This window comes from Streptomyces sp. BRA346 (assembly GCF_052851135.1).
On the sequence record NZ_JAIWIH010000042.1, the window covers coordinates 26,606 to 50,320 of the forward strand.

A 23,715-nucleotide genomic window follows, 5' to 3' on the forward strand; every position below is an offset into this window, starting at 1 on the left:
ACGGCGCGGCGCATAGATCCTACGATAAGTTGTGCATAGCAGGTACTTGCGGATTGGCATATACCCTTGGGCCGCTCGCTGCTGTGGCGCAATCTAGCGGGTGTCGGCGCCGCTCGTGCTTTGCTCTTCAAGTGCTCGCTTACTGTTCACTCGTCGCCGTTTCTGGGCATACTCGATCGAAGGGGTAGTTGTGCCTATAGCCGTTAACGACGTGGAAACATTCCATAGGGCGCTGCTCATGCAATCCGGAATCAGCATGGCCGTGATTGACGCAGAGGGGGGAATCCTGTGGGCGAGTCCCAGTTTCCTTCATTACTTCTCGGGAGCGAGGGAGAAAGTCATCGGGGAGCATCTCTCCGGTTTCATTCATCCGGGAGCAAAGGAGTATTTGAGTTATTTAATGACCGAAGTTCTGGAGGGTCGGCGGATCCGATTCTCCGAGGAAGTCGCCATGGCTCGGGGGAACGGGGGGTTCGTCGTTGGAAACCTGGTGGGTGTGGCCGTGAGCGGATTCGAGGGAGGCCCTGGTCTGATCGCTTTATGGCAGCCGGACGGTAGCTTGACGGTGGGCGCGAGCGATAAGAGCAAAAAGGCCACTCTGAGCGAGATGGGCCGCAGGATCTTAGAGGGGGTGGCGCGTGGCCTGTCCACCGCCAAACTGGCATCCCAGCTCCACATGAGCAAGAACGGTATCTCGTACCATCTTGGCGAGCTAATGAGGCAATTCCAGGCCGACAACCGGACCGAGTTGGTCTCCAAGGCTTATTCGGTGGGCCTGCTCAAGGTCGGAACGTGGCCGCCGGCCACCTGACAGTACATTCCTCCGACTTGAAGGGTGATGCATACCGTGGCCACGCCTGTGACATACCATAGTCTTCCGGGAGCCGACGCTCCGGTCCGATTGATCGCTTTCCATCACGCCGGGGGATCGGCCTCCTCGTTTCTGCCGGCGCTGAAGGAGCTTCCGGACGACTGTGGTGGATTCCTCTTTGAGCTCGGAGGGCGGTTCGGTGAGTCGGAAAGTGCGCCAGCCGCCGATTTTCATTCGGCGTATGAGCGGTTCCTTCCGGACTTTCTCCGCCTTGTCGACCGGCCAACCGTGGTGATCGGGCACAGCCTCGGCGCCCTGTTCGCGCACAATCTTGTCGCGGCGCTTCCGCCCGACCGGGCGGCACTGGTCAAGACGCTTGTGGTCTCCGCGTCCAAGGGGCCGGTGGTGGCCGCCGGGGAGGCTTCGATGCCCGCCGCTCCATTCCTTGTGCGGTCCGCCTCCAGCGTCATGGAGGATCTGCGTACGTTCGGCGGCACCGCCCCGGAGTTCCTGGAGGACCCGGAGTTCGCGGAAGCCGCCGTCAGCCAGCTCGGGCACGATCTGCACTTGGCCGATACCTACATCCTGCCGCCCGGTCCACCATCCAGGGTGCCGTACCTGGTCTGGTACGGGCTGGACGACTTCACCCTGGCCGAGGCGGACCGGCTGGCCTGGTCCGAGTCGTGTGCTCAGCAGCCGGACCACGAGGGATTCCCTGGTGGCCATTTCTATCTCTTCGACAGGCCGGAACCGGCGGTCCGGCTTCGGGAACTGACCGACAGGCTGGCCGCGGAGGGTTTCCGATGATCGGATGTTTGGTAGGTTCCGAACAGCTTCGGCCCACACAGAAAGGGGACACCGAGTGACTGGGACTACCGGCGGGCAGCCGCTGACGCCCTGGCTGTTCACCACCGGAACGTCGTCGTTCATGGAGTTCATAGAGAGGTACGACCCGGACCTGATGCCCGGTCGCGGGAAGCGTGCCGCCGGAGCCCCAGGGCTGACAGAGGATCAGATTCCCCACGGTACCACCGTGCTGGCCCTCACATATGCGGACGGTGTGATGATGGCCGGTGACCGGCGCGCGACGATGGGAAATCTCATCGCTCAGCGTGATCTGGAAAAGGTGTATCCCGCGGACGAACACACGGCGGTGGCATTCGCCGGAACCGTAGGTCTCGCGCTGGACATGGTGAAGCTCTACCAGGTCGAGCTGGCCCACTTCGAAAAGGTCGAGGGTACGGCGATGACCCTGGACGGCAAGGCCAACCGGCTGGCCACCATGATCCGGAACAACCTCGGCCAGGCCATGCAGGGTCTCACCGTAGTACCCATGCTCGCCGGGTACGACCTACTCGCCCCGGAGGGCAAGCAGGGTCGGATCTTCAGCTACGACGTGACCGGCGGGCCGTACGAGATGCAGGACTTCCACACCGTGGGATCCGGTTCTCCCTATGCCCGGGGAGCGTTGAAGAAACTCTACCGGCCGGGGCTCTCGCGCCGGGAAGCCGCGCTGGCCGCGCTTCAGGCGCTGTACGACGCGGCGGACGACGACACGGCGACCGGCGGCCCGGACATTTCCCGGAGGATATTCCCGATCGTCGCGTCGATCACCGAGGAAGGCTACGAGCGGATGGACGAGGCGAATACCGAGGAACTGAGCCGCCTGGTGGTCGAGCAGCGGTCACGCCAGCCGGAAGGACCCACTGTCGCCCTGTGAACCGGCAGCCTCCTGCCACACCGTCCCGGAGGGGCGGGCCCGATTCGGGCCCGCCCCTCCGGCATTTCCGCGTCCGGGTGTTCCCGTTCATGTCCGGCGGCGGGGACCCACCCCTGCCGTAACGCCTCGCCATGCAAGATACACCCCTGTTCCCTTCCTGTCCCGCCCTAAACGCTTGGAGTGTACATAGGTGGACACGAAATTCTCGGAAATCTCCGAGTAGGGTCATGGGTGATTAAGATGACGGGGGATTCCCTTGCATGGAGTAGGAAATGGGCGGCAGTAAGTCGGCGAATTGTTTCGTTGGCGAGGCTCACTGGGATTCTTGGTGGGCATCGACGAGTGCGTGGAATTCTGCCGACGCCCGGGCGGGCATGACCACTTGACCAGGGAGGTTCGTACATGCCGGTGAGGTACGAGGAGAGGGAACGGGCGGTGGTGGTGGCGGGTGTCGGCGGATGGGTGCCTCCGGACGTTGTCACCAATGACGATCTGTGCGCCCGCCTCGACACGTCGGACGAGTGGATCCGCACCCGTACCGGCATCAGAACCCGGCACGTGATCTCCCCCGGTATGGCCACATCGGATCTCGCGTTCGAGGCGGGCCGGAGGGCACTGGGATCCGCGGACGATCGGGAGATAGGAGCAGTCGTGCTCGCCACGACCACTCCCGACCGGCCCTGCCCGGCCACCGCGCCGGACGTGGCGGCCCGTCTCGGGCTCGTGGGAGTGCCGGCTTTCGACATTTCGGCGGTCTGCGCCGGTTTCCTCTACGGTCTGGCGACAGCGGCGGGGCTGATCGCCTCAGGGACGGCGCGGCAGGTTCTGCTGATCGGGGCGGACGCCTTCACTACCATCGTCGACCCGAAGGACCGTTCCACAGCGGTGATCTTCGCGGATGGGGCGGGCGCCGTGGTGCTGCGAGCGGGCCGGGCCGACGAGCCCGGTGCGGTGGGTCCCGTGGTACTCGGCAGCGACGGCAGGTTCGCACACCTCATCCAGGTGCCGGCCGGTGGTTCACGCCAGCGTTCCCGGAGCCGGTCCTGCGGCCCGGGCGAAGAGTTCTTCCAGATGGAGGGACGTGACACGTTCCGGCAGGCCGTGGAGCGGATGTCGGCGGCATCCCGGCACGCCGTCGAGTCCGCCGGCTGGTGTCTGGAAGACGTCGACCGGTTCGCCGCCCACCAGGCCAACGCCCGGATCCTCGAGGCCGTCGCGGACGAGCTGGCCATACCGGCCGGGCACCGGTTGTCGAACATTTCCCGGGTCGGTAACACCGGCGCCGCCTCCATCCCGCTGCTGCTCGCCCAGGCCGCTGAGGACAGCAGTCTTGCCGAAGGGCACCGGACCCTGCTCACCGCGTTCGGCGGTGGACTCGCCTGGGGCGCGGCCACGCTCACTTGGCCCAAGCTGCCCACTGCCTGACGCCTCCTACACGCAGGAACGCCCCCTACACAGAGGAATGGGACCGTCCCATGTTCGAGACGCTCAAAGAAGTACTGGTCGGCAAACTCAAGGCGACCTCGGAGAAGATCACCCCGGAGGCCACCGTCGAGGAGGCCGAACTGGATTCGCTGTCCATCGTCGAACTCTCCATCATCCTGGAGAAGGATTTCACGATCACGATCACTGACGACGAGCTGCTGGCCGCCCCCACGATCGGCGACATGGCGAAGCTGATAGAGGAAAGGAACGCGGCGGCCTGACGTCGGCGCGGACGGGAGGACGCCACCTCGCACGGGCGGATAGCGAAGCGGCGCCGGGCGGCCCGATGCCCGGCGCCGGTCCGGCGCGGGCGTCGATGCTCCGTACGGTCTCATCGCCGTCGCCCGATGCGCTGTGGTTCCCGGTGTGCCGGCGTCCGTCCGGAAACGTGTTCCCGCGCAGGAACGCGCGGGGAGGGAAACTCACCGTCGGCTCCGACCGGGCAGCGGGAGACTCTCCGTGCCGTCCGCCACGACGAGGGTGGGACTCAGGGTGATCGGCTCCGGCCGCCGCTCGCGTGATCCCGCGGCACGTTCACCGGAAAGACGGGGGCACTCACCCGCTGCCGGGCCCTGCCGAAGGCCTCTGCGTGGCAGCCTGCCGACCGGACGGACCTGAGCGCCGATACCGGAGTCGTCGAATACGCCGGAAGGCGGCGCGGGGATGGCGCCGTTGCGCCGGGGCTGTTCGTCCCGGGGCCGAGCTGACCGGACGCCGGGCCCCAGCCGGGCCGCATACCAATCTTTCCTGCTGGTCTCACCCGCTCACCGGTGGCGTCTGGTCGAACGCATGGTGAACAAAACTTACGGAACCCTCGATTCCCCTCCTGTCTCGTTCTAAACATCCAGAGTGTGCATAGGTGGACACGAAGTGCTCGAAAATCTCTGGCTAGAGTTATGTGTAATTGACCTGACGGCAGGAACCATCGTCATAGGCAGGGTCCGGAGTGAGTGACAGCAAATCGGTTAACCTATTCCATCGGCACGGGGTTCCGAGCTTCCTGGAGGGGATCTACCAGGGTCGGTTCGAATGGGACATGATAAGTAATTTCGTTGCACAGGATTCCGCTGATGAAAAGGCGGGAGACGCGGCAGTGGAACGCCTGACAGATATCCTCAGGAACCGGGTGAACCCCACCGCCGTCGACGCCACCCGGGAACTCCCGGAAGGCCTGCTCGAGGAGCTGCGCCGCACCGGATTCCTGAATCTCCAGGACTCCCCGGACATAGGCGGCCTGGGTCTTTCGAGCTACAACACCTTCCGGGTCGTCCAGGCGGCGGCGAGCTGGTCGGTGCCGGTCGCGTTGGTCCTCGGGATCCAGACAGCCGTCGGCTCCGGAACATACCTGCGGGCGCTGCCGCCCGGCGAACTGCACTCCTACGTCGAACAGCGACTGCTGGACGGCATCATCTCCGGTTCCGCCGACACCGAGCCCGCCGGCGCCTCCAACAGCGCCCGGCAGACCCGCGCTGTCCCTACCGACGACGGAGAAGCGTTCCTCCTGACCGGCGAGAAGATCCACATCGGCAACGGCCCCATCGCGGACATCGTGACCGTCTCAGCGATGCTCGACGAGGACGGGCAGGACCGGCCCCGGCTGTTCTTCGTGGAGACCTCCGACCCGGGGTTCAGCATCCGCTCCCGCCACGAGTTCATGGGCGTCAAAGGCTTCCCCAATGCGGCACTGGTGCTGGACGGCGTTCGGGTGCCCCGCGAACGCATGATCGTCGAGGTCGACCCGGACACCGAGGTACGCATCACCCCGGAACTCACCATGGCCGTGGTCCGGGGCCGACTGCATCTGATCACCGCCCCCTCACTCGCCATCTCCAAACTCTGCCTGGAATGGTCCAGGAACTTCGTCAACCGGCGCACGATCGACGGCCGCCCACTGGGTGCCCGGGAAGAAATCCAGCACATGGTCTCTTCCACCATGGCCGATGTCTTCGCGATCCAGGCACTCGCCGAATGGAGTCTGCTCCCCGCCGACCAACCCGATCTCGGGCTCAACGTGGCGTTCGAACAGAACGTCACCAAAGCGATCAGTGCGGAGATCTGCTGGCGGGCCGCCGACCGCACCATGGATCTGCTGGCCGGAGAGGGGTTCGAGACAGCTCCCAGCAAAGCGCGGCGCGGCGCGCCGGCCCTTCCGCTGGAACGCTTCTACCGGGACGCCAGAAACCTCCGGATCTCCGGGGGAGTGTCATTCCTGCTCCAATTCTGGGCCGCCCGCATGAGTCAGTTCACCTATTACGGACCGGACCATGCCGGGCAATCGGCCGCCCTCTCGCAGGACGGCGGACAACAACCGTGCACCGACGGCCTCGACCCGTCGAACGCGGACCACCTGCGATTCGCCGCGGCCGAGACCCGGCGCCTCGGCGCCGCCTGCCAGAAGTTCGCCGCTGACCATCCCGCGCCGGGACTGTACGAACACCAGCACCGCCTCATCGCGTTCAGCCGGATCGCCGACGAGATCCTGACCATGTCCGTGGTCCTGGCCAAGGCAGCACGCCTGCACCACGAGGGCCGCACCGAGGCCCAGGACCTCGCGGCCGTCCACTGCGCGCACGCCAGGGACCGCCTGGCCGGCCTGTGGCGGCAGGCCGAGCCCGAGACGGCCGGCCCCGATCACGCCGCCGTGAGCGACGCCTGGCTCAGCGGCGACGACACGTACGCCTCCCTGATCACAGGTGTGATCACTGATGTACCGCCCACCGCCGACACTCACCCGGGGAAGCGATGAACAAGGAAAAGGACCGGCGCCAGGAGAGCCCGTCGCCGGGAGCCTCCCGGACCGGCACGGCGACCACCCCCGGCCACCGGCTTCCGCTCTCCGTCGACCAGCAGGCCGTCTGGGTGCACTGGCAGGTCGACCCGGACCGGTCCAGCCACATCATCCACATGCCCATGCTGGTGGATGAGGGCGAGCTGGACCTCCAAAGGGTCCACGCGGCGGCGTCGGCGCTCGGGCAACGCTTCCCGATGCTGCGCGGCAGGATCGTGGAGAGCGGGGACGAGACCGAACTGCGCTGGGACGACGCCCCCGCCATCCCGGTCACCGAGGTGCGGACGGACAGCCCGTGGGCCGAGACGGTGAGCCGCCACGGCGCGGCCGGCTTCGACCTGCGCCAGGGGCCGCTGGCCAGGATCCAGGTGCTGCACGGGCCCGACTACGTGGTCCTGCTCATCGACGTCCACCACATCGTCTTCGACGGACGCGCCTGCGGCCCGTTCCTGGCCGCCTTCCGGGACGCCTACGCCGGGAAGGACCTCGGCCCCGCCGATAGCACCGCGGCCCACGTCGAGTTCGCCCGCAGGCAGCACGAACTGACCCACGGCCCGGAGGGCGAGAAGCACCGGGAACACTGGCGCCGGACGCTGGGCGAGGACCTCCCCGCGCCGCTGAAGCTGCCGGGCGGGCCCGGCGAGCCCACGTTCCACGAAGTCGCCCTGGACCCCGCGCTGATCGCCGCCGCCCACGAGACGGCCACCGCCGCCAGGGTGCACCCGATGATCCCGCTGTACGCCGCCTTCTGCCTGCTCATCCGGGACCGCACCGGCCAGGAGGACCTGATCGTCCCCACGCCGTACCACGGCAGGACCCGGGAACTGCGCGACCGCGTCGGCTACTTCTCCAACGTACTGCCGCTGCGCCACCGGCTGCCCAGCGGCATCAGCAACCGTCAGGTCCTGCGGGACCTCCACCACAATCTGCGCGACGCCGTCCGGCACGGCAGCCTGCCCTACCCCGCGCTGCTGCGCGCCGCCGGGCTCACCGGACAGCAGGCCCGCGCCCACGTCGGCCAGGTCATCTTCCAGTACTGGCCCGCCCCTCCGCAGGACGAGATCGATCTGACCGCACTCCGGCTGACCGGCCCGGACAGCGACGCAGTGCTGCGCCTGCTGGCCACGGAGGATTACGCCGACCACACGCTGACCGTGATGCTGCGGGAGGACCCCCGCGGCACCAGCGTGATCTGGAAAGACCCCGCAGGGGCCGTCGGACGCGACACCGTGGAACAACTGGCCGCCGCCTACCCGGTGGCGCTGGCCGAACTCATCGCCGACCTCGAGGGCACGGTCGGTGCGCCCGCCCCGGACTCCATCGCCGCCGCAGACCGGCCGTCACCCGAGACACTGCTGGCGAAGGAACTGGCATGGAACGCCACCGACGCGGACTTCCCGGATACGTCCCTGCCCGGACTGCTGCGGACACGCGCGGCCGCCACGCCGGACGCGATCGCCGTCTCGGACGGAACGCAGCGACTGACCTACGCCGAGCTGACCGACCGCGCCGGGACCCTCGCCCGGGGGCTCGCCGCCCGGGGCGTGCGCCCCGGCGATCTGGTGGGACTGCTGCTGCCACGAGGTATCGCACAGGTGGAAGCGGTTCTCGGCACCCTGTTCGCCGGAGCGGTGTACGTACCGCTGGACGTGGCGGCGCCCGCGGAGCGCCATCAGATGATCCTCGAGGACAGCGCGGCGGTCTGCCTGGTCGCCGACGGGCGCCATGACGTCGCAGGCTTCACCGGTCCGGTGATCGCGCTGGACGAGCTCCGAGACGCACGGGACGGGGAACTGCCGGATATCGACCCCGGCTCTCCCGCGTACGTGATCTTCACCTCCGGCACCACCGGGCGCCCCAAGGGCGTGGTGATCACTCACCGCAATGTGGTGCGGCTGGTGGTCAACGACCGGCTGCCCTACGACTTCGGTCCCGGCGACGTGTGGACGATGTTCCACTCCTACGCCTTCGACGTCTCGGTCTGGGAGATGTTCGGCTGCTTCGCGCACGGCGGACGACTGGTGGTGGTGGGCAGCGACGAGGCCCAGGACCCGCAGCGCCTCCTCGCCCTGCTGCGCTCCGAGAACGTCACCGTACTCAGCCAGACACCCAGCGCCTTCGCCCAGCTCACCGGCGTGCACGGGACAGGGCAGGCGCCGCTGGACTCCCTGCGCTACGTGATCTTCGCAGGCGAGAAACTCGATCCCGGACACCTCGCCGGCTTCGCCGCCCGTCACCCGCGCACGGCCCTGGTCAACATGTACGGGATCACCGAGGTCACCGTCCACACCACCTTCCGCAAGATCACCGACCGGGACATCGAGACCGGCCGCAGCAATGTCGGCGTACCGCTGCCGACGACCAGCCTCTTCATCCTCGGCCCCGACCGGGAGCCGCTCGCGCCCGGCGAGACCGGAGAGATCTGGGTGGGCGGTCTCGGCGTCGCCGACGGATATCTCAACCGGCCCGAGCTGACCGCGCAGCGCTTCCTCCCCAACCCGTTCGGCGAGGGAACCCTGTACCGCAGCGGCGACCTGGCCCGCCGCCTGCCGGACGGCACCGTCGAGTACGTCGGACGGGCCGACCAGCAGGTCAAGATACGCGGCTACCGGATCGAACCCGGCGAGATCGAGGCCCTGTTGCTCGACCATCCGGCGGTCGAAGGCGCCGTCGTCCTGCCCGAGGCAGGCCCCGGCAGTGACCAGCAACTCGTCGCGTACCTGGTGCCGCACGGTACTCCGCCCACCACCGCGACCCTCCGCCGTCACCTCGCGGTGCGCCTGCCCGACTACATGCTCCCGGCCCGGTTCCTCACCGTGGAGAGCCTCCCCCTGACGGTCAACGGGAAGATCGACACGAAGCGGCTGCGAGAGGTCGGAACGCCGCTGGAGACCGGCCAGGACACCGACCCGCCGCGCACCGTGACCGCCCGCGCGGTGGCCGAGGTCTGGTCGGACCTGCTGAAGGTCCGCGCCCCGGGCGCCGACCAGTCGTTCTTCGAACTCGGCGGCCACTCCCTGCTCGCCGCCCGGACGCTGCGGGAGATCGCCAAGCGGCTCGACAGGGACGTACCGCCGCTGCGGATGTTCTTCGAGCACCCGGTGCTCCAGGACTTCGCCGACGCCTTCGACCGGCTCGCGGACGGACCGCTGCCCGCGGCGGCCCCCGCGCCGACCGCGTCCGGGGGGCCGCTGCCCGCTTCCGGCTTCCAACAGCGGATCTGGTTCGACGAACAATTCCTCGAAGGCGGTGGCCTCTACCAGGTGCCGATGGTGTGGCGGGTCCGGGGACGGCTGGATCCGGTCGTCCTGCGCACGGCCTTGTACCGGATGACCGAGCGCAACGAGATCCTGAGGACCGCCTTCGTCCAGCGTGACGGCGCCCTGTGGCAGGAACCCGGTGCCCCCTGGCAGCCGGAGGTCGCCCACCAGGACCTGACCGGGATCGCCGGGCACGACCGGGACCGCGAGGTGACCGAGCGGCTGCGGGCCGCCGCCCGGGAACCCGTCGACCCGGGCTCCGGCATGCTCCTGCGCGTCACCCTGTTCGACCTGCCGGGTGAGGAACAGCTCCTCCTGCTCAACACCCATCACCTGGTCTGGGACGGCGGCTCCGCCCACCCCTTCCTGCACGAACTCGCCGACTGCTACGCCCAGTCGCTCGCCCCCTCCGGGCCGCCGCCGGCGCTGCGGCCGCAGTACCGGGACGCGGTCGGCCACCCGGTCGACCCCGCGGGTCTCGACCACTGGGCCGCCCGACTGGACGGTGCCCCCGCCCACCCCGGGTTCGAACCGCCCCTCACCCCCGGGCCGAACGGCACGACTCCCGTACCCCTGCCCCCGCAACTTGCAGACCGTTTGGCGGAATTGGGGAAGCGTCACGGTGTGAGCCCGGCCATGGTCTTCGCGGCCGCGCTCGCCGCCGCACTGCACGGCTGGACCGGTCAGGACGACGTGACCTTCGGAACACCGGTCGCCGGGCGACTTCATGAGGAGTACGCCGATGTCATCGGGCCGCTGCTGAACACCGCCGTACTGCGGTCCACGACCCGGCAGGGCGAGACCGTCGGCGAACTCCTCGGTCGGCTGCGTGACACCGTCCTCGACGCGATCGACCACCAGGAGGTCCCCTTCGAGGACGTGGTGGAGCGCCTCAACCCGCCGCGCCGCCCGGGCTGGAGCCCCTACGTCGAGGTCATGCTCGCGGTGGAGGCGGAGCCGGTGACCCCGGTGCCGGTGGGCCCCGGCCAGGTGACCCCGTATGTCTTCGAGGACCCGGAGGCGAACCATCTCGCGAAGTTCGCGCTGACCGTGAGCTTCCGCGAGGAAGACGGACGATTCACCGGAAATATCGCATACCGGGGCGACCGGATTTCCGTCGAGGTCTCCCGGGCCTTCGCCGGACTGCTGGGCCGGACGATAGAGGCGCTGTGCGGCCCGCCGTCGCAACGCGTCGACGCGGTGCCTCTGCTCGGCCCCGAGGAGTACCGGCGGATCACCGCCTTCGAGAACGGCGCACCGGCCGCGCCGGCCACCACGCTGCCCGCGCTGCTGGCCGAGCGGATCTCCGAGCAGCCCGGCGCACCGGCCGTCGAATCCTCCAGGGGCGTTCTCAGCTACGGCGAACTGCACGCACGCGCCCTACAGTTGTCCGCCCGCATCCGGATCGCCGTCGAGGGACGCGAGCCGATCGTGGCCATCGTCCTGGGCCGTGGTGAGGACCTGGTGACGGCCATGCTCGCCACCTGGTATGCGGGCTGCGCATTCTGCCCGATCGACCCGGACTACCCGGACGAGCGCATCCGGCTGACCCTCGAGGACGTCGCGGCCGGGGCCGTCATCAGGGGACCGGGCCGACGTCCCGACACCGGGCGCATCCCGGTCCTGGACGTCGGCGACCCGTCCGCGTACGAGGGGGACACCGCGGCGCCCGAGCCGCACACCCCTGACCCCGAAGCGCCCGCCTACGTGCTCTACACCTCAGGGACGACCGGACGGCCCAAGGGAGCCGTACTCAGCCACCACGGCCTGGCCCAGCTCGCCCTGTGGCACGCCGAGGCGTACGACGTGACGCCTCAGGACCGGGCGAGCCATCTGTCCAGCGTGGGCTTCGACGCCACCCAGTGGGAGATCTGGCCCTATCTGGCCGCCGGAGCCTGTGTGGTGGCCCACGAGAAGCGCGTCGTGGTGCCCGAGTTGGCACCGTGGCTCGCCGAGCGGCGCATCACCATGACCTATCTGTCCACTCCGGTCGCAGAGGCGGTGTGGGGAACCGGAGCAGACCTTCCCGCGCTGCGCTGGATGCTGTTCGCCGCCGCGGCCCAGACCCGGCGCCCGCCCGCCGGTCTCGGCTACCGGGTCGCCAACAACTACGGGCCCACGGAAGGCAGTGTGGTCGCCACCTGGCAGCCCGGCCCGACACCCGAGGACGCGCCGCTGAACATCATCGGCCGCCCGATCACCGGCAAGTCGGTATACGTCGTGGACCCGGCCGGGCGCCGCTGCCCGCCCGGAGTGGTCGGTGAACTTCTCATCGGCGGGGTCGGCATCGCCCTGGAGTACCGGGGCAACCCGGAGCTGACCCGGGAGCGGTTCCTGCCGACCGGCCCCGACGGAGCCCCGGGCCCCGTCTACCGGACCGGTGACCGGGCCCGCTGGCGGGAGGACGGAACACTGGAGTTCCTCGGCCGTATGGACCGCCAGCTCAAGGTGCGCGGTCACCGGATCGAACCCCAGGAGGTCGAGGCGGGACTGCTCACCGATCCCCTGGTGCAGCGCGCCTACGTGTCGGGGGACGCGACGACCCTGGTCGCCCATGTGGTCCCCGCCGCCCAGGGCGGCCGGGACAGCCGACGTGTCCTGGACGGGCTCGCGGCCCGGGTGCCCGCGCACCTGGTGCCCGATGCCCTGATGTGGCTCGACGAACTGCCCACGACCGCGCACGGGAAGGTCGACGTGGCCCGGCTGCCCCGGCCCGGCCGTGACGACCTGGCGGGCGCGCGCAACTGGGTGGAACCCTCGGATCGTCTGGAACGGCGGATCGCCGCCGTCTGGGCAGCGGTCCTGGACCTCGAACGGGTCGGGGCCGCGGACAACTTCTTCGACCTGGGCGGCAACTCCCTGAAGCTGGCCACTCTGCATGCCCGTCTGCTGAAGGAATTGGACCGGGAGATCCCCGTACACCGGCTCTTCGAATTCCCGACGGTACGCCAGCTCGCCCGTTTCCTCACTCCAGGAAGCGACGGCGCGGCCGCGTCCTCACCGGCTTCCCGTGACGACATCGACGCACGGGCCGCCCGCTGGCGATCCCCCGCACCGCGGCAGTCGCCCGCTGCGCATGGAACTCCCCGGAGGAACCGAAACTCATGACGACGAATCAGCAGATCGCGGTCATCGGCATGGCCGCGCGCATGCCCGGGTCCACGGACATCCCCGGTTTCTGGGCGGATCTCAGGGCGGGCCGGGAAGGACTGACCCGGTTCACCGTGGAGCAGTCCCTCGCGGCCGGGGTGGATCCCGCACTGAGCCGGCACCCCGACTACATCCCCGTGCGCGGCACCATCGATGGCGGTGACCGGTTCGACCACTCCTTCTTCGGCTACAGCCCGGCCGAAGCGGCCACCATCGATCCGCAGCAGCGCGTGTTCCTGGAAGTGGCGTCCACTGCCCTCGATGACGCCGGCATCGACCCGGACCGGCTGAACGGCTGGATCGGGGTCTACGCCGGAAGCGACATCACGCCGGATCACGCACCCGGTGACGGGGAACTGCTGAGCCGGGTGATCGGGGTGGAGAAGGACTTCGTCGCCACCAGGGTCGCCTACAAGCTGGGGCTGCACGGCCCCGCGATGGCGGTGCAGACCGCCTGCTCCACCTCCCTGGTCGCCATCCATCAGGCATGCAGCAGCCTCCTGTCGCAGGACTGCGACGTGGCCCTGGCCGGGGGGGTATCGCTGCGGCTGCCCCAGTGGACGGGCTACCAGTACAGCGAGGGCCACATCATGTCCCGGGACGGGCACTGCCGTCCCTTCGACGCCGCCGGCTGCGGCACCGTGCCGAGCAGCGGGGCCGGGGTGGTCGTACTGCGCCGCCTGGAGGACGCGCTGACGAGCGGGGACCGGGTCCTCGCGGTGATCCGCGGCTGGGCGCTCAACAACGACGGCGGAGCCAAGGTCGGCTACACAGCGCCCTCGGTCACCGGGCAGCGGGACGTCATCCGGCTGGCCCTGGGCAGGGCCGGCGTCGACCCCGCCGACGTCGGCTATATCGAGGCGCACGGCACCGCGACCAAGGTCGGCGACCCGATCGAGGTGGCGGCACTCACCTCGGCCTTCCGGGAAGGCACCGACCGTGTGGGCACCACCTGGCTCGGCGCGGTGAAGAGCAACATCGGCCACACCGGCGCGGCCGCCGGGGTCGCCGGACTGATCAAGACCGTCCTTCAGCTCCGCCACCGGGAGATCGCCCCGACGGTGCACTACCGCTCGCCCAACCCGGACCTGAACCTGGCGCAGAGTCCTTTCCGGATCGCCACCGAGGTACAGCCATGGGACACCGACGGGCCGTTGCTCGCCGGTGTGAGCTCCTTCGGCATCGGCGGCACCAACGCCCATGTGGTCCTGGAGAGCGCGCCACGCTCCGTCCGGCCCGGCCAGACCGTCCGGCCCCGGATCTTCCCGCTGTCCGCGAAGAGCACCTGGGCGCTGGAGAAGCTGCGGACATCGGTCGCCGACGCGATCGCCACGCCCGCCCCCGCCGCGTCCGTTACCAGCTCCTCCGGGGACGGCCTCGGCGACGTGGCCTTCACCCTGGCCGAAGGACGACGCAGGCTGTCCCACCGCACGGCGGTCGTCGCCGCCGACCGGGACGCACTCGCCGCCGCCCTGCGCACACCCCGCGATCCGGTCCGGTACGACGGCACCACCCCCGCCGTCTCCTTCGTCTTCCCCGGCCACGGCACCCTTTACCAGGGCGCCGGAGCCGCAGCCCACCGGATCCTGCCCGAATTCCGCAGGGTGTTCGACGAGGCCGCGCAGATCGTCCTGGAACGCTACGACATCGACCTGGCAGCCCTGGTCACCGGCCGGCCCGCCCCCGTCGAGGACATCACCTTCCAGCAACTCGCCCTGTTCACCCTCGGATACGCGCTGGGCAGTCAGCTACGCGCCTGGGGAGTGCGGCCCGCGGCGATGATGGGCAACAGCGTCGGCGAGTACGTCGCCGCCGCGCTCTCCGAGATCTGGAGCCTCCCGGACGCCCTGGCCCTGGTCCGCCTGCGGGGCCGGGCGATGCTGTCCGCCGCCCCCGGCCGGATGGTCGCCGTCGTACGGCAGCCGGGCAAGGAGCTCCACGTGCCGGACGGCGTCACCCTCGCCATCGACGCCCCCCATCAGCTCGTGCTGTCCGGCGAGCCGGAACCGGTGACCAAGGCGTACGAGACCTGGGTCGCCGAGGGCTGGTCCTGCCGGCTTCTGGACATCGACCGGGCCTCGCACTCGCCGATGATGGACGGCCCCGCCGAGGAACTCCGGGCCCAGGTGGCCACCACCCCCACGGGCGCCACGGACACCGGGGACACCGTCGTCGTCTCCACCCTCACCGGCGAGCCGGTGAAACCCGGACAGCTCACCGACCCCGGCCATTGGTCCGGCCATCTGCGCGGTACCGTCCAGCTCCACCGCGCCATCGGCTCGCTCCTGGACACCCCCTGCGACCTCGTCGTCGAACTCGGCCCCGGACAGAGCACGCTGCGCGCCGTACGGATGCACCCCGGCTGGAACACCGCCACCCCTGCCGTCCCGGCCCTGGGAAGGGCCGCCGACCAGGAAACCGAAAGCGTTCTGGAACTCTGCGCCACCCTCTGGGAGTACGGAGTCGACGTCGACCTGGCCGGGCTGCTGGACGAGGACGAGCCCTCCATCACGGAACTGCCCGCGCACCCCTACGAGCCGAAACCGCTCCCCGCCCGGCCCACCCCCACGGCCGGTACCGCCGCCGCCCCCGCCGGGGCAGGGCGCCCCGGCCCCGAGCCCGTGTCCCCCGCCGCGGGGCCCCACCCGACACTGACCACGGACGCCTGGACCTCGGTCTCCAGGCGACTGTCCGCGACCAGCGCCGCGGCGGTCGGTGAAACACTCGCCGCCGAACTGGGCCTGCCGGCCACGGACGACCGGTTCGCCGGGCTCACCGCGCCCGTCGTCGTCGCCGAACTGCCGGACGACGACGACTGGAACGCGCTGACCGGCCTCGCCGACCGGGCCCGTACCGCCGGAGTCCACCTGCTGCTGCTGGGCAGGGGTCTGTTCGACGTCCTGGACGACAGCACAGGACCGGTCGGCATCCAGTCGGCGGCTGCCGAATGGCTCAGCCACCGGGAGGCCGCCGGGGACCGGACCACGCTCCTGGACATAGGCCACGACGGCCGCCCGGACTGGCTCCCCGCCCCTTGGCCGGGTGCCACCCGTTACGCCTGGCGCGGCAGCGGCTGGTGGTCCCTGCTGCCCCAGTCGGTCCCTGTCGAGCCGGTGACCGACACCCCCCGGGTGGCGCTGGTCACCGACGACCCCGACGCCACCGTGCTCGCCGCGGACCTCGCCTCGGCGGGCGTCAGGGTCAATGCCCTGCTCGGCGGTGGCTCCCTGCCCGCGCGGCCGTCTCCCGGCGCGGTGGCGGCCGCCCAGACCTGGCGGCCCGGCGCCGCCAGGCTCTCCCAACGGCCCGAGTTGACGGCCGCGGTCGACCGCTATTGCGGCGGCCTCATCGCCCGCTTCGTCCTGGACCGCGCCGGACTGCGCCCGGGGGACCGGATCGCCGGGCCCGAACTGCGCCGCCGGCTCAACGCCGGTGACCGGCTGCCCCGTTTCTTCGACTTCCTGCTGCGTTCTCTCGTCGAGGAAGACGTCCTGCGGCCCGAACCGGCGGGCAGCGGCACCGATGACGGCTACCGGGTCGTCACCGGTCCGCAGGAACTGCTGGCAGCGGGCGCCGGCCTCGGAGAGGTGGACGGCCTGCACCGGCTTCTCGACAGCATCGCCGCCGAACTGCCCGCGGTCTTCGACGGTGAGAAGGAACCGGTCGCCGTGCTCTGGCCGGACGGCGACGACAGCATGCTGCGCTCCTGGCTGCCGGACAACCGGCTGGAGATCTACGACGGCGGCTTCTGCCTGAACGCCCTTCAGGAGACGGTCCGTTCACTCCACCGGACCTGGGGCGACCGCCCGCTGCGGATCCTGGAGGTCGGCGGCGGACACGGCCTGTTCACCTGGCAACTGCTCGAAGGCTGGCAGGACCGGGACAATGTCGACTACCACTTCACCGACATCAGTACGCTGCTGGTGCGCAGGGCCGCCAAGTACGCACGTACCAAGGGCATCGGCGGGGTGCGTTTCTCCACCTACGACATGACCCGCGACCCGGTGGAACAGGGACTGGCGGCGGGCAGCTTCGACCTGATCATCGCGTACAACGTCATCCACGTCGCACCCTCGGTGCATACCGCCCTGGGGCATCTGCGGAACCTGCTGTCACCGGCCGGCGCGCTCTCCCTCGTCGAGGTCACCAAGGTGACGCGATGGAGCCATCTGCTGTGGGGACTGGCACCGGGCTGGTGGGACTTCGACGACGACATGCGGAGCACCTCGATCGTCCTGGACACGGCGACCTGGCAGCGGGCCCTCGCGGAGTCGGGACTGCCGGAGATCACTGTGGTCCCGGACGGCGTCCCCTCGGACCATACGCTGATGATCGCGGCGCCCTCCCCCACGGCGGACGAGGCCCCCGCCACGCCGCTCGGCGCCGACGCGGATCTCGTGCTGTCCGTGCTGCGCTCGCCCGACGAGCGGGCGGCACTCGACGCCACGGCCCGCTGGAAGTCCCTACGTTCCGAAGGACCACTCGCGGCCACCCCGGGCGTGCTGCTGAGCACAGGCCCGCTGGACGGGGCCACCCGCGCCCTGTTGGACTCCCCGGCGGACGCGGACTGGACACATCTGCACGCCGACCGGTTCGGCTCCGCGGTACTCGGCGCGCTGCCCCAGGCACTGGGCCAACCCTGGCTGCCGCGCACGGTCCGGCTGCGCGCACCGGAGATTCCGGACACCGTCCCGGCCTCCGCCACACCGGCCATGGCCCCGACCGACGTCCCAGAAGCCCCGCGGCCCGCGCGTTCGGCGCCGGCCGACACCGCCCCGGCCCCTCGCGCGGAAGAAGCCCCGCCGGCGGCCCCGGCCGCCGAGGCGGTGGAGCCGGCCCCGGCCGACGCTGCCCCGGGCGGGACCACCGCCGCCCTGGAGGAGTTGTGGCGTCACGAACTGGGTGTGCCGCAGGCCCGGCCCGAGGACGACTTCTTCGCCCTCGGGGGCGAGTCGCTCGCCGCGGTCCATCTGCTGGCCCGGGTACGGGACGTGTGCGGGATACAGGTTCCGATGTCCGACTTCACCCGTAACCCGACCTACGGATACCTGGCGGGCCTGGTCGGCTCCGCACCGCGCCCGCAGCCCGGCACACCGCAGCCGGAACAGCACCGGCCACAACACCGGACACAGCCACAGACCGCACCGCACCGGTCGGCTACGGCCGCCACCACACTGGCCGGCACACCGAACCTCATGGTGCTGAACGACACCGGCCAGGGCACCCCGCTCTTCTTCTCCGCCCCAGCTGCGGGCAGCGCCCTGTGCTACCGCGGACTCGCCAAACATATCGGCGACCGACCCTTCTACGGCCTGGAGACCCCAGGTCTGCACGACGGACGCGCGCCGCTGAATCGGCTGCAAGACATCGCGGACCACCATGTCCAGCTGATCCGGAGCATCCAACCGGACGGCCCGTATCTGCTCGGCGGGTGGTCGTTCGGCATGATGCTCAGCCACGAGATCGCCCGTCAGATCATCACCGACGGCGGGGAAGTCGCCGTGCTGATCGGGGTGGACGGATATCTCCCGAACACCGGCGGAATGCCCATGGCCACCCAGCCCAGCTTTCTCCTCGGCGGCCTGGTCTACAAGACCCAGGCGGTGTTCGGGTTCGGCGGCGCGCAGCCGACGGTGAGCGCGGACAGCTCAGAGCCGGACGACCGGATACTCCGTATCGCGGACGTGACCCGCTGGCGCAGGCAGCGGGCCAGGGCCGGACGGCACGAGAAGACGGCCGGCAACTTCGTCTCCGTGCACAACCGCAGCATCGATGCGATGTTGCGCTACGTCCCCCAACCGGTCCGCTGCCCCGCCGTCATCCTCAAGGCCGGGGTGAACGAGCGCGCCCGCCTGCGGCTGCGCCGCGACCTGAGCAGCCTCTACACCGCCGTGGAGGTCCGATCGATTGCCGGTGACCACTGGACCGTGATGGACGGCCGCAACGCCCCGGACCTCGCCGGACATCTCAACCGGGCCCTGCGGCAGCACGACCCCGTATCGCAGAAAGAGAATCACTGATGGTGACGATCGACCCGAATACGTTCAACGCCGACCCCTTTCCGCTTCTCCACCGTATGCGGGAGGAAGCCCCGGTCCAGCGGGCCGAGTTCCTCGACGGCCTGGGACGGCCACGCTGGCTGATCACCCGCTACGACGAGGCACTGGCGGCGCTCAACGATCTCCGGTTCAGCAGCGACCTCTTCGCCGTCATGGGCCAGGGCGAGAACCCCCAGGGGCCGGAAACCGGCCTGGTCACCGAAGCGATCAAGCGGGCCGAAGCCGTACAGGGCCGGGCGATGGCCAACCTCGACCCGCCCGACCACACCCGGCTGCGCAAGCTGGTCGTCAGGGCGTTCAGCGCCAAGCGCATGGAGGCGTTGCGCCCCACGGTCCAGGAAGTCACCGACACCCTGCTGGACGCGGTGGCCGGGCAGGACGAGTTCGACCTGCTGGAGACGCTCGCCTACCCGCTCTCCATCCGAATGGTGTGCACCCTGCTGGGCGTGCCGGCGGACGGCGTCGAGGTGTTCCGCGGCGCGGCCGCGGTGCTCGCGGGCTTCATGGACGACGACGACTGGGCCCGTGAGACCATCCGGAACCTGGAGGCTTTCGACGGCTACGTGCGACAGCTGCTGGCCGACAAACGCGACGATCCCCGCGACGACATGCTCAGTGATCTCATCCACTCCACCGAGGAGGGCGGTCGGCTCTCCGAGGAGGAACTGGTCGCGATGGCCGGCCTGATGATCTTCGCCGGGCACGAGACCACGGTGCAGTTGATCATCAACGCGGTCCTCGCCCTGCACCTGAACCCCCAGCAGATGGCCGCCCTGCGCGCCGACCACGGGCTGCTGTCCTCCATGACGGACGAGGTGATGCGCTACGACGGGCCGATCAACCCGGGCATCAACAGGGTCGCCCTGGAGGACATCGAGATCGGCGGGGTGACCATCCCCAAGGGCTCGTCCGTCATCATCGCCACCGCCGCTGCCAACCGCGACCCACGGGCATTTCGCGACCCGGACCGCTTCGACATCACCCGGTCGCCCGACACCATCCATCTGGGCTTCGGCCATGGCATCCACTACTGCCTCGGAGCCAGGCTGGCCAAGATCGAAGCGGAGTGCGCCATCGGAACCCTGCTGCGGCGTTACCCACGGATAGCCCTCGCCACGGAACCGGAAAACCTGCGGTGGCGCCCCGGATTCCTCCGTATGGCGGAGGAATTCCGGATCCGGGTCGACATCCCGTCCCTGTCGGCGGACGTGCCGGCAGCCTCCCCCCACCGAGCAGGAGAGAACGTCCATGCATGACAGCGGCTCCGCGAACCACTCGCTGGTCGAGAACACCGAGGGCGACCTCAGCGTCTGGCCCGTGACCCGGCCGGTCCCACCGGGCTGGCGGCCGGCCGGCCATCAGGGCAGTCACGCCTCGTGCCTGGCAGAGGCCGACCGGCGCGGCCGTGAACGGCTCCCCGGCGCCCTCGCCCCGCCGGAAGGCGACGAGGGCACCCTGCTGGAACTCTTCAGCCGTACGGTGAAACGCCATCCGGCCAGGCCCGCGGTCTCCGACCGCGAGCTCACCTACACCTACACTGCGCTCAACCGGCGCTCGGACGGGCTCGCCCAGGCGCTCCTCGCACGCGGCGTCCGCCCCGGCGACCACATCGCCTATCTGCTGCCCCGCGGGGTCGCCCCGTTCGTCGTCCTGCTGGCCGTCCTCAAGACCGGGGCCGCGTATGTGCCGCTGGACCCGGCGGCCCCCGACGACCGGCTGCGTCTGCTGATCGACCGAAGCGGCGCCTCTGTGGTGATCACCCACCCGGAGATGACAGGCCGGCTGGACGATCTGGCCACGGCACGGGTCATGGAGTACGTGGCGGACGACCACGCCGATCCGAAGCCCGGACCCGCCGCGGCGGCCACGCCCCGGCAGGCCGCGAGTGTGCTGTTCACCTCCGGATCCACGGGAATACCGAAGGCGGTGCTCCTGGAACACCGCAATTTGGTCCAGTTCGCCGAAAACCCAACGCTGCCCGCGCTCACTCCGCAAGACCGGGTCGGCCATGTCTCGAACCTCGCCTTCGACGCCTTCCACTGGGAGACCTGGTGCGCTTTCGCGGCAGGCGCCGAAGTGGTGACCCTGCCCACCATGCCGGACCTGATCAGCGGCGACATGCGGCGCGAGCTGAAGCAGCGCCGGATCACCGCCATGCTCGTACCGACGCTGGCCTTCAACCATCTGGCCCATGAGCAACCGGAGACCTTCTCCTCACTCCGGATCCTCGCCACCGGCGGCGACGTGGTGTCGCCGGGCGCCTGCCGTGACCTGCTCGCGGCAGGCTTCACCGGGCAACTGGTCAACCTGTACGGCCCCACTGAGGCGGCCACAGCCTGCTCGGCCCACCCGGTCACCGATGCGGAACACGACGGCAGCGTGCCGATCGGCCGCGCGCTGGAGGGGATCGGCCTGTACGTCCTGGACGACAATCTTGACGAGGTGACACCGGGTTCCGTCGGGCAACTCCACATCGGGGGCCCGGGCGTGGCCCGTGGCTACCACGGCCAGCCGGGACTGACAGCGGAGAGGTTTCTTCCCGACCCCCACGGCACTCCGGGCGGCCGGCTGTACGCCACCGGGGATCTGGCGGTACGCGGGGAGGACGGACTGCTGCGCTATGTCGGCAGGGCGGACGACCAGGTCAAAATACGCGGCTACCGGGTCGAGCCGAGAGAGGTCGAACGCCAGCTGGCCCGTCACCACCATGTGCGTGATGTGGCCGTGGTCGTGGGAGGAGAGGGAGTCGACCGCTATCTCGCCGCACTCGTGGTGCTGTACGGCGACAGTTCCTTCGCCGACCTGCGGGAAGCGGCCGCGTCCTCGATGCCCGAGTACATGGTTCCCAGCGCCTTCATCAGCATCCCGGAGATGCCCTCCAACGACCGCGGCAAGCGGGATCTGGGACGGCTCCGGGAGATCGTGACGGAGCACCAGAAGCACCGCGCCGACCGGGTGGCACCGAGTGACCCGGTGGAGATCCGGCTCGCCGACTTCTGGAAGGACCTGATCTCGGTGGACGAGGTCGGCCTCACCGATGACTTCTTCGCTCTGGGCGGCAACTCCCTCCAGGCCTTCCGGCTCCGGCGGCGGATCGTCAAGGAACTGGGCGTGGAGGTGAGCAACCGGGAAATCCTGGTGACCAGTGAGCTGTCGGCACTTGCCGATCTGGTCCGCTCCAAAACCGGTCTCGTGCTGTCCGAGAAGGAGGACGATCTCGTATGACCACGCCCACGATCGACCTCACCGACCCCGAACTGTTCCTCGGCGAGGACGCCCCGATGATCTTCCGGCAACTGCGGGAGAACGACCCGGTGCACTGGCACCCGCTCCCCGACGGCGGCGGCTTCTGGGCGCTCACCAGGTACGCGGACATCGAGACGGCGTACAACGATCACACCTCGCTCAGCTCCGAGGGTGGGCCCATGCTGGGCGGATCGTTCCGCAGCGCCGCTGATCCCTCCGCCGGCCGGATGCTCGTGGCCTCCGACCTCCCGCGCCAGCGACACATCCGCCAGCAGGTGCACCGTGCCTTCAGCAACGGGATGCTGCGACGGATCGCTCACCAGGTGACCACTCTGGTGGATACCGCGGTGCGCCGCGCCGTGGCCGACGGCGGCTGTGACTTCGCCACCGACATCGCCACGGAGCTCCCGGCCGGCGCCATCATGACCATGATGGGCGTCTCCCACACCGACGCCCATGAGCTCATCGGCATGACCCGGCGCATGATCGGCTTCCGGGACCCGGTCTTCGTCGACCCCGGGGAGGACGAACGGATCGGGCTCGCGGTGGTCCAAGCCGAAATCTTCGAATTCTTCGCGGAACTTCTGGCGGATCGCAGGAAGAACCCGAAGGACGACCTCGTCAGCATGCTGCTGCAAGCCCGGCGGAACGGACGCCCCTGGCCGGAGGAGGACATCCTCTTCAACTGCTTGAATGTCGCCGTCGGCGGCAACGAGACCTCCTCGTACACGGCCTGCGCCGGCATTCTCGCGCTGCACCAGAACCCGGCGCAGAAGGCACTTCTCCAGGCCGACCCGGAACTCACGGACAGCGCGGTCAACGAGATGCTCCGCTGGAGTTCGACCAACGCCTACGTCATGCGCCAGGCCGTCCGCGAATTCACCATCGACGGTCGGTTGATCCAGGACGGTGACACCGTGACCCTGTGGAACGCCTCGGGGAACTTCGACGAGACCCGCTTTCCTGATCCGGACACCTTCGACATCACCCGTACACCGAACCGGCACCTGTCGTTCGGCGTTGGTATCCATCGCTGCATTGGTGCGATGCTGGCTCAGGTGGAACTCGGCATCCTGGTACGGCACATGACCGACCGTCGAATATCCTTCGCGGTCTCCGGCCCGGTACGGCGCCTGCGGTCGAACTTCATCCGGGGCACCACCAGCCTTCCCCTCACCATGACGGCTGCCGACTGA

General features: G+C 69.5%; 11 protein-coding genes. All 11 read left to right on the forward strand.

Translation table 11 applies throughout. The features are described 5' to 3' along the window. The first annotated feature begins 211 nt into the window (after positions 1-211). Positions 212-811: a LuxR C-terminal-related transcriptional regulator gene (locus LCH29_RS36880; RefSeq protein WP_446466037.1), complete on the forward strand. Its 600-nt coding sequence runs from the start codon at positions 212-214 to the stop codon at positions 809-811. A 90-nt stretch (positions 812-901) separates the two neighbouring features. After that, positions 902-1,618, forward strand: a complete 717-nt coding sequence (locus LCH29_RS36885) for a thioesterase II family protein (protein WP_446466038.1) — start codon at positions 902-904, stop codon at positions 1,616-1,618. A gap of 55 nt (positions 1,619-1,673) precedes the next feature. Beyond that, positions 1,674-2,531 (forward strand): proteasome subunit beta, encoded by an 858-nt coding sequence (gene prcB / locus LCH29_RS36890; RefSeq protein ID WP_446466039.1) that lies wholly within the window; start codon positions 1,674-1,676, stop codon positions 2,529-2,531. A gap of 402 nt (positions 2,532-2,933) precedes the next feature. Continuing rightward, positions 2,934-3,956, forward strand: a complete 1,023-nt coding sequence (locus tag LCH29_RS36895) for a beta-ketoacyl-ACP synthase III (RefSeq protein WP_446466040.1) — start codon at positions 2,934-2,936, stop codon at positions 3,954-3,956. Between the two features lie 50 nt (positions 3,957-4,006). Continuing rightward, on the forward strand, positions 4,007-4,237 hold the full coding sequence (locus LCH29_RS36900) for an acyl carrier protein (RefSeq protein ID WP_446466041.1): 231 nt from the start codon (positions 4,007-4,009) through the stop codon (positions 4,235-4,237). Between the two features lie 725 nt (positions 4,238-4,962). Beyond that, positions 4,963-6,762 (forward strand): acyl-CoA dehydrogenase family protein, encoded by a 1,800-nt coding sequence (locus tag LCH29_RS36905; protein ID WP_446466042.1) that lies wholly within the window; start codon positions 4,963-4,965, stop codon positions 6,760-6,762. Continuing rightward, a complete protein-coding gene (locus LCH29_RS36910) occupies positions 6,759-13,172 on the forward strand; it encodes an amino acid adenylation domain-containing protein (RefSeq protein ID WP_446466043.1) in 6,414 nt (2,137 codons plus the stop codon). The genes LCH29_RS36905 and LCH29_RS36910 overlap by 4 nt, the downstream gene beginning before the upstream one ends. Beyond that, positions 13,169-19,234 (forward strand): type I polyketide synthase, encoded by a 6,066-nt coding sequence (locus LCH29_RS36915; protein ID WP_446466044.1) that lies wholly within the window; start codon positions 13,169-13,171, stop codon positions 19,232-19,234. The genes LCH29_RS36910 and LCH29_RS36915 overlap by 4 nt, the downstream gene beginning before the upstream one ends. After that, positions 19,234-20,529, forward strand: a complete 1,296-nt coding sequence (locus LCH29_RS36920; RefSeq protein ID WP_446466045.1) for a cytochrome P450 family protein — start codon at positions 19,234-19,236, stop codon at positions 20,527-20,529. Before LCH29_RS36915 ends, LCH29_RS36920 begins: the two co-directional genes overlap by 1 nt. After that, positions 20,522-22,498: an amino acid adenylation domain-containing protein gene (locus tag LCH29_RS36925; RefSeq protein ID WP_446466046.1), complete on the forward strand. Its 1,977-nt coding sequence runs from the start codon at positions 20,522-20,524 to the stop codon at positions 22,496-22,498. The genes LCH29_RS36920 and LCH29_RS36925 overlap by 8 nt, the downstream gene beginning before the upstream one ends. Next, positions 22,495-23,715, forward strand: a complete 1,221-nt coding sequence (locus LCH29_RS36930; RefSeq protein WP_446466047.1) for a cytochrome P450 — start codon at positions 22,495-22,497, stop codon at positions 23,713-23,715. Before LCH29_RS36925 ends, LCH29_RS36930 begins: the two co-directional genes overlap by 4 nt.